The sequence below is a fragment of the Streptomyces sp. NPDC005925 genome, assembly GCF_040638805.1.
Taxonomy (GTDB): domain Bacteria; phylum Actinomycetota; class Actinomycetes; order Streptomycetales; family Streptomycetaceae; genus Streptomyces.
On the sequence record NZ_JBEXVL010000053.1, the window covers coordinates 1 to 9,374 of the forward strand.

Here is a 9,374-nt window from a genome sequence, read left to right on the forward strand (position 1 = left end):
GATCGTCCGGAAACCCGGAAACAGCATCAACCCCGTCGACCACCAGCCTCCACAAATCCTCCGGCGACGACACACCACCCGGATACCGGCACGCCGTACCCACAATGGCCAGCGGCTCACTCGCCCGGGCCTCGATTTCACGCAGTCGCTTTCGGGCATCGCGGGCATCGGCGATGGCTTTTTTGAGGTAGTCGCGGAGTTGTGCCTCGTCAGCCACTGAATTCAGCTCCCGAAAATGATGTGTGCGATTGCCGTGGAGGGCGCCCCGCACCCTCTGGGCGGGCCGACGGGCCGTACGGACGGTTCACCGAGGGGGCGGCCCGCGCCCCGGACGGTCCGGGTCCGGCTCAGTCGTGGCGGTCGACGAGCGCGAACAGCTCCTCGTCGCTGGCGGTTTCGAGATCGTCGTCGGACGGGGCCGCGGTTCCCAGCGTCTCGGCAGTCCTCAACAGTTGCCGCAGGCGTACGGTGATCCGCTCCCGGGCCTCGCCGTCGGACGCCGCGGACTGGATGGCCGCCTCGAGACCGGAGAGGCCCGCCAGCACCGGATCAGCGGGAGACCCCTCGCCGACGGCCAGCTCGCTGAGCAGATGGGTCGCCAGTGCCTGAGGGGTCGGGTGGTCGAAGACCAGTGTGGCGGGCAGCGGCAGGCCGGTCGCCTCACGCATCCGGTTGCGCAGCTCCACCGACGTCAGCGAGTCGAACCCGGTTTCCTTGAAGGCCAGGTCCGCCCGGATCCCGCCCGGCCCGGTGTGGCCGAGCACGATCGCGGCCTGCGTACGGACCAGGTCGAGGAGGAGTGCCTCCTGCTCCGCCGCTGCCAGCCCGGCCAGCCGGTCCGGCAGTTGCCGACGTTCGTCGCCGGCGACCACGGCGTGTGCCGACTTCCGGCCCGCCCGTACGAGGCCGCGCAGCAGGTGTGGCACTCCGCCGCCGGTCGTCGCGTCGGCACGGACCTTCCGCAGGTCCAGCTTGACCGGCACCAGCAGCGCCCGACCGGAACCCAGAGCGGCATCGAACAGTTCCAAGCCCTCTGCGGACTCCAGTGCCAGGACTCCCCCGCGTCCCTCACGCCGGCTCATCCGGGTCCGGGTGACGTCATCGATGGTGGTCGCCATGCCGGTGGCTTCCTTCCACGGACCCCAGGCCAGCGACAGTCCCGGCAGGCCCGCCGCACGGCGACGCGCCATCAACCCGTCCAGGTACGCGTTCGCCGCCGCGTAACCACCACTCCCGGCGCCCAGGAACACGGACGACGCGGACGAGTACACGACGAAAGCGTCCAGGTCCAGGCCACGGGTCAGCTCATCAAGGTGCCGCACCGCGTCCACCTTCGGCGCGAACACCCTGCCCAGCCGCTCCCGCGTCAACGCCCCGATCACACCCGCATCGAACACCCCGGCCGTATGCACCACACCGCTCAGCCGACGCTCCTCCGACACCGACTCCAGCAGAACCCGCACCTGGTCACGGTCGGACAGATCACAGGCCACCGCCGACACAACGGCCCCGTGCTCGGCCAGTTCGACGGCCAACTCCGCCACACCCTCGGCATCCGGACCACGCCGACTCGCCAGCACCACATGCCGCACCCCATACCGGACCACGAGGTGCCGGGCCGCCAGCGCACCCAACGACCCACCGCCCGTGACCAGGACCGTGCCCTCCGGCCCGAACCTCGTGCATGCCGCGTCCGGGACTGGAGGGGTGGCGTGTGCGAGCCGGGGAAGGAGGAGGTCCGTACCGCGCACCGCCAGTTGCGGTTCCTCACTGGCGAGCACCGCGCCCAGGACCGGCTCCACGCCGACATCTACGGCAGCAGGATCGGCGTCCACCAGGACGATCCGGCCCGGATGCTCCGTCTGGGCCGCACGGACCAGACCCCACACGGCCGCCCCGGCGGGGTCCGTCACCGCACCGTCACCGCCGGCGGGCATCGCACCCCGGGTCACCACCACCAGCCGCGACTCCTCCAGCCCCGCCCCGGCCAGCCACGCCTGCACGACCTCCAACACCCGCGAGACCAATGCCAGTACGGCATCCTCACCGGCCCCGCCGACAGCCTCCAGGAGCGCCACGGCCGGTACATCGGCGCCCGAGGCAACGTCGTCGGCCAGATCTGTCACCTCACCGGCAGTGGCCACCGCCACCCACGACCGTGAATGCTCCGCCTCCCGGGGCGGGGGCGGCAGCGCGCTCCACTCCACACCGAACAGCGCGTCGCGGACCGCATTCGCCTCCGTCTCCAACTGCTGGGCCGCCACCGCCCGCAACACCAGCGAGTCCATCGTCAGTACCAAGCCGCCGGCCTCGTCGGCGGCCTGCAGTGACATGGTGCTGGGCCCGCCGGGGACGAGCCGTACCCGAAGTGCCGGGGCCCCCGCCGCGTGCAGCAGCAGTCCGTTCCACGCGAACGGCATCACCGGCTCCCCGGGATCCTCCGCGGCCACGTCCGACTCAGCCCCGAACATCCCCGCTTGCAGGGCCGCGTCCAGCAGTGCGGGATGAATGCCGAACCTGCCGGCCTCCCCCCGCTGCTCCTCCGGCAGGGCGACCTCGGCGAAGATCTCCTCGCCGCGCCGCCACACCGCCCTTACGCCCTGGAACGCCGGACCGTACCCGTAACCCCGCTCGGACAGGCCGCCGTACAGGTCACCGGCGTCGACCACGAGCTGCCGCGCTCCGGGTGGCGGCCAGGCGGCGAAATCGAAGCTTGCGTCATCCGCCTGTGCGGTGGCCGCCGACAGCAGACCGGTGGCGTGCCGCGTCCACGTCTCCTCGCCCTCACCGGCAGCGTCCTCGCGCAGCGAGTACACCTCCACCGTGCGCGACCCGTCCTCACCCGCACCGCCGACCGAGACCTGCAGCCGTACGCCGCCACGCTCCGGCAGCACCACCGGCGCCTCGGTCACGAGTTCCTCCAGCGCCCCGCACCCGGCCTCGTCACCGGCCCGCACCGCCAACTCCACCAACGCGGTACCCGGAACCAGCACCACACCGCCAACCCGGTGATCGGCCAGCCACGGATGCGACCGCAACGACAACCGCGACGTGAACACCAACCCACCCGACTGCGGCAACCGCACCACCGCACCCAACAACGGATGACCGACCGCCGTCTGCCCCAACGAGGCCGCGTCAGCGCCCGACTCGGCCGGCTGAAGCCAGTAGTGCCGGTGGTCGAAGGCATACGTCGGCAACTCGACCCGAGCGGCTCCAGCACCGGGGGGCAGCATGGCCGCCCAGTCCACACGGACCCCTCGGACGAACAGCTCCGCCATCGAGGTCAACAGCCGCCGCAGGCCACCGTCCTCCCGGCGCAACGTCCCGGTCACCACAGCATCAACGCCAGCGTCGTCAACGACTTCGGTGACCGGCTGGACCAGCACCGGGTGAGCGCTGACCTCCACGAACACACCGTGCCCGTGATCGAGCAGGTCTTCTACCGCCGGGCCGAAGCGCACCGGCTGCCGCAGGTTGCGATACCAGTACGCGGCATCCAGCACCCCGGCGTCCTCCACCCAGCCGCCCGTCACGGTCGAGTAGAACGGCACCGCCGGGACCTGCGCCGTCACGTCGGCCAGTGCTTCGGCGAGGGTGTCCCGGATGTCCTCCACATGCCGGGTGTGAGAGGCGTAATCCACCGCCACCCGCCGCACCCGCACACCGTCACCGAACAGCGCGCCCAGCGCCTCGTCGAGGGCCCGCGCATCACCGGCGATCACCACCGACGACGGACCATTGACCGCGGCGACCTCCACCCGGCCCGCCCACGGCTCCAGCCGCCCGACAGTCTCTTCCTCGCTCAGCGCGACGGACGCCATACCCCCACGCCCCGACAGCCGCGCGGCGATCGCCTGACTGCGCAACGCCACCACCCGCGCCGCGTCCTCCAGCGACAACGCACCCGCCACACAAGCAGCCGCGATCTCCCCCTGCGAATGCCCCAGCACCGCATCCGGCCGGACACCGACCGAGCCCCACACAGCCGCCAGCCCCACCATCACCGCGAAACTCGCCGGCTGCACCACATCAACACGGTCCAGCAAGTCGGAATCGCACTCGCCCCGCAACACCTTCAGCAGCGACCAGTCCACCCACCGCCCCAACGCGGCAGCACACTCCCCGACCCGCTCAGCGAAGACCGGCGAGGCATCCAGCAACTCACGCCCCATCCCCACCCACTGCGAACCCTGACCCGGAAACACCCACACAACCCGGCCCAACGCATCCGAGCCAGCCGCACTGCCGGACACCAGGTTCGGCCCGCTCACCCCCCGCGCCAACGCCCCCAGCCCCGCCAGCGCCTCCCCCTCCGAACCCGCCAACACCACCGCACGCTCACCCAGCACCGCACGACCAGACACCAACACCCCGGCCACACCCGCCAGCGACGCCCCGTCCGGACTCTCGACCCAAGCCGCGAGCCGACCCGCCTGCCCCGCCAACGACCCCGCACTCCGCGCCGACACCACCAACGGCACCACACCCACGCAGGCAGGCAGGGGCGGCGGTTCCTCAGGGGGCGCCTCCTCCAGGATCAGGTGCGCGTTCGTGCCACTGACACCGAACGACGACACCCCCGCCCGCCGAGGACGATCACCCCGCACCCACTCCCGCGCCTCGGTCAACAACTCCACCGCACCCACCGACCAGTCCACCTGCCGCGTGGGCTCATCCACGTGCAAAGTGGGCGGCATCACACCATGCCGCAACGCCTGCACCGTCTTGATCACACTGGCCACACCCGCAGCCGCCTGGGTGTGCCCGATGTTCGACTTCAACGACCCCAGCCACAACGGCCGCCCGGACTCCCGCCCCTGCCCATACGTCGCCAGCAACGACTGCGCCTCGATCGGGTCACCCAGGGCCGTACCGGTCCCGTGGGCCTCCACCACATCCACGTCCGACGGCGAGAGACCGGCACTCGCCAACGCCCGGCGAATCACCCGCTGCTGCGACGGGCCGTTCGGAGCGGTCAGGCCGTTGGAGGCACCGTCCTGGTTCACCGCACTGCCCCGCAGCACCGCCAGGATCCGATGTCCACGCTCCCGCGCCACCGACAGCCGCTCCAGCACCACCACACCCACGCCTTCGGCCAGCCCCATGCCGTCCGCGCCCGAGGAGAACGCCTTGCACCGCCCGTCCTCGGCCAGGCCCCGCTGGCGGGAGAACGCCAGGAAGGCGCCGGGTGTCGCCATCACCATCGCACCGCCCGCCAGCGCCATCGAGCACTCGCCCTGCCGCAGCGACTGCGCCGCCAGATGCATCGCCACCAGCGACGACGAACACGCCGTGTCCACGGACACGGCCGGGCCCTCGAAGCCGAAGACGTACGACACCCGGCCCGACGCCACACTCGACGCCAGTCCAGTCCCCGCGAAACCCTCCACTTCCGGTGCCAGCACACCGGTTCCGTAGCCCTGGCTGGACACCCCGGAGAACACTCCGACGTCGGTCCCCTTCAACGAGGCCGGATCGACACCGACGTTCTCCAACGCCTCCCAGGAGGTCTCCAGCAGCAGCCGCTGCTGCGGGTCCATGGCCAGCGCCTCACGGGGCGAAATCCCGAAGAACCCCGCGTCGAAAAGCCCCGCCCCCCGCAGGAAACCACCCTCGCTCGTGTACGACGTCCCCGCACTGTCAGGATCCGGATCGAACAAACCCTCCAGATCCCAGCCCCGATCGTCCGGAAACCCGGAAACAGCATCAACCCCGTCGACCACCAGCCTCCACAAATCCTCCGGCGACGACACACCACCCGGATACCGGCACGCCATACCCACGATGGCAAGCGGCTCACTCGCGTCGGCTACCACGACCGGCGCACTCACCGTCACGGGCGCCACCACGTCGCCGAACTCCTCGGTCAGGTGGCGGGCGAGCGCCTGCGGGGTGGGGTAGTCGAAGACGAGCGTGGCGGGGAGTTTCAGGCCGGTCGCCTCACGCATCCGGTTGCGCAGCTCCACCGACGTCAGCGAGTCGAACCCGGCGTCCTTGAACGCCGTATCCGCCCGCACCCCCTCCGGCCCGCCGTACCCCAGCACAGCCGCAGCCTCCGTACGCACCAGGTCCAAGAGCAACGCCTCCCGCTCCCCCACCGCAAGCCCGGCCAGCCGACGGGCCAACCCGCCACCCCCGGCGCCGGCCTCTCGGACCGACTGCCGACCCACCCGCACCAGACCCCGCAACACATGCGGAACGGCCCCACCGCCGGACACGGCCTGAGTACGCAACGCCCGCAGGTCCAGCTTGACCGGCACCAACAACGCCTCGCCCGACCCCACAGCGGCGTCGAACAGCGCCATACCCTCCACCGGAGCTATCGCGCGCACGCCACTCCGGCCGGCACGCGCCTGATCGACGCTGCTGAGGTGGCCGGCCATGCCGAGGGTCTCTTCCCACAGGCCCCAGGCCAGCGACAGTCCGGGCAGGCCCGCCGCCCGGCGACTCGCCATCAGCCCGTCCAGGTACGCGTTCGCCGCCGCGTAGTTGCCCTGGCCGGCGCCACCGGACAGCCCCGCGACGGACGAGAACACGACAAACGCGCCGAGTCCCATGCCTCGCGTCAGGTCATCCAGGTGCCGCACCGCGTCCACCTTCGGCGCGAACACCTTGGCCAACCGCTCCGAAGTCAGCGTCCCGATCAGCCCGTCATCGAACACACCGGCCGTGTGCACCACACCGGTCAGCGGATACGCGTCCGGCACCGACCCCAGCAACGCCTCCACCTGCGCACGCTCGGACACATCACACGCCACCACCGACACCGCAGCACCCAGCCCGGTCAGCTCGGCCACCAACTCCGCCACACCCTCGGCATCCGGACCCCGCCGACTCGCCAGCACCAAACGCCGCACCCCGTGACGAGCGACAAGGTGACGGGCCACCAGACCGCCCAACGCCCCGCCACCCGAAACGAGGACCGTCCCTTCCGGCCCGAACACGTCTCGCCGACCGGGGACTTCTCCAGTCGCACGCGTGAGACGGGGGGCCGACAGTGCCCTACCGCGAACGGCGACCTGAGGTTCCCCGCTGGCCAGCACCGCACCCAGCACCGGTTCTGCGCAGCCTCCTTCGGCAGCGGGATCGGCGTCCAGCAGGATGATCCGGTCAGGGTTCTCGGACTGGGCCGCACGGACCAGGCCCCACACGGCCGCCCCGGCGGGGTCCGTCACCGCACCGTCACCGCCGGCGGGCATCGCACCCCGGGTCACGACCACCAGCCGCGAGTCCTCCAGCCCGGCCCCGGACAGCCACGCCTGCACGACCTCCAACACCCGCGAGGACAGGGCCAGGACGGCGCCTTCGCCATCACCGCCGACGGCCTCGAGAAGCGCCACGGCGGGTACGTCGGCGCCCGAGGCAACGTCGTCGACAAGATCCGTCACCTCACCGGCAGTGGCCACCGCCACCCACGACGGCAACAGTTCGGGCCCCGTTACCGTGGGGAGTTCGGTCCAGTCGACGCGGAACAGCGAGTCGGCGACGACCGCGTCCGCCGCCCCCGCCGACCCCGACTGCTCCGCCGACACCGCCCGGGACACCAACGAGTCCAGCGTCAGAACCAGTCCACCGGTCTCGTCCGCCGCCTGAAACGACAGCGCGTCCGGACCGGACGGTGCGACCCTCACCCGCAACGCCGAAGCACCCGCGGCATGCAGCACCAGTCCGTTCCACGCGAACGCCAACGTGGCCTCACCGGACTCCCCGGCCCCCCTGTCCGACCCGGCACCAATCGTCCCGGCCTGCAGAGCCGCATCCAGCAAGGCGGGATGCACGCCGAACCTGCCGGCCTCCCCCCGCTGCTCCTCCGGCAGGACAACCTCGGCGAACGTCTCCTCCCCGCGCCGCCACACCGCCCGCACACCCTGGAACGCCGGACCATAGCCGTAACCCCGCTCGGACAGGCCGCCGTAAAAGTCCCCGACCTCGACCGGCCGTGCACCCGACGGCGGCCAGGCGGCGAAATCGAAGCCCGCGTCACCACCCGCCGGAACCGTGGCCGCCGACAGCAGGCCGGTAGCGTGCCGCGTCCACGCCTCATCACCCCCACCGGCAGCGTCCTCACGCAGTGAGTACACCTCCACCGTGCGCGACCCGTCCGCACCCGCACCGCCGACCGAGACCTGCAACCGCACGCCGCCACGCTCCGGCAGCACCACCGGCGCCTCGGTCACGAGTTCCTCCAGCGCCCCGCACCCGGCCTCGTCACCCGCCCGCACCGCCAACTCCACCAACGCAGTACCCGGAACCAGCACCACACCGCCAACCCGGTGATCGGCCAGCCACGGATGCGACCGCAACGACAACCGCGACGTGAACACCAACCCACCCGACTGCGGCAACCGCACCACCGCGCCCAGCATCGGGTGATCGGCACCGGCCAGCCCCATTGACTCCGCGTCAGCGGCCGGCGCGGCGGGCTGAAGCCAGTAGTGCTGGTGGTCGAAGGCGTACGTCGGCAGGTCCACCCGGGCCGCCACCGCCCCGGGGGGCAGCATGGCCGCCCAGTCCACACCGACCCCTCGGACGAACAGCTCCGCCATCGAGGCCAACAGCCGCCGCAGGCCACCATCCTCACGGCGCAACGTCCCGGTCACCAGAGCGTCAGCACCGCTGTCGTCAACGATCTCGGTGACCGGCTGGACCAACACCGGATGGGCGCTGACCTCCACGAACACCCCGTGTCCGCGGCCGAGAAGGTCTTCCACGGCCGGGCCGAAGCTCACCTGCTGCCGCAGGTTCCTATACCAGTAGCCGGCATCCAGCACCCCGGCGTCCTCCACCCAGCCACCCGTCACGGTCGAGTAGAACGGCACCGCCGGCGCCTGCGCCGTCACGCCGGCCAGTGCTTCGGCGAGAGTGTCCCGGATGTCCTCCACATGCCGGGTGTGAGAGGCGTAATCCACCGCCACCCGCCGCACCCGCACACCGTGGGCGGACAGCGACTCCAGCGCCTCGTCCAGCGCCTGCGCATCACCGGCGATCACCACCGACGACGGACCATTGACCGCAGCGACCTCCACCCGGCCCGCCCACGGCTCCAGCCGCCCGACAGTCTCTTCCTCGCTCAGCGCGACGGACGCCATACCGCCACGCCCGGAGAGTCGCGCGGCGATGGCCTGGCTGCGCAGCGCCACCACCCGCGCCGCGTCCTCCAGCGACAACGCACCCGCGACGCACGCCGCTGCGATCTCCCCCTGTGAGTGCCCCAGCACCGCATCCGGCCGGACACCGACCGAACCCCACACAGCCGCCAGCCCCACCATCACCGCAAAACTCGCCGGCTGCACCACATCAACCCGAGCCAACAACCCCGGATCGCACTCGCCCCGCAACACCTCCAGCAGCGACCAGTCCACCCACTGGTC

At 71.4% G+C, this 9,374-nt stretch carries 2 protein-coding genes; both read right to left on the bottom strand.

Annotated features, from left to right (window positions below):
- A partial coding sequence (locus tag ABZ354_RS28345; protein WP_358661535.1) for a polyketide synthase docking domain-containing protein occupies positions 1 to 217 on the bottom strand: 217 nt, incomplete at its 3' end.
- 130 nt (positions 218 to 347) lie between these two features.
- Positions 348 to 9,365: an SDR family NAD(P)-dependent oxidoreductase gene (locus ABZ354_RS28350; RefSeq protein WP_358661537.1), complete on the bottom strand. Its 9,018-nt coding sequence runs from the start codon at positions 9,363 to 9,365 to the stop codon at positions 348 to 350.
- Positions 9,366 to 9,374: the final 9 nt, after the last annotated feature.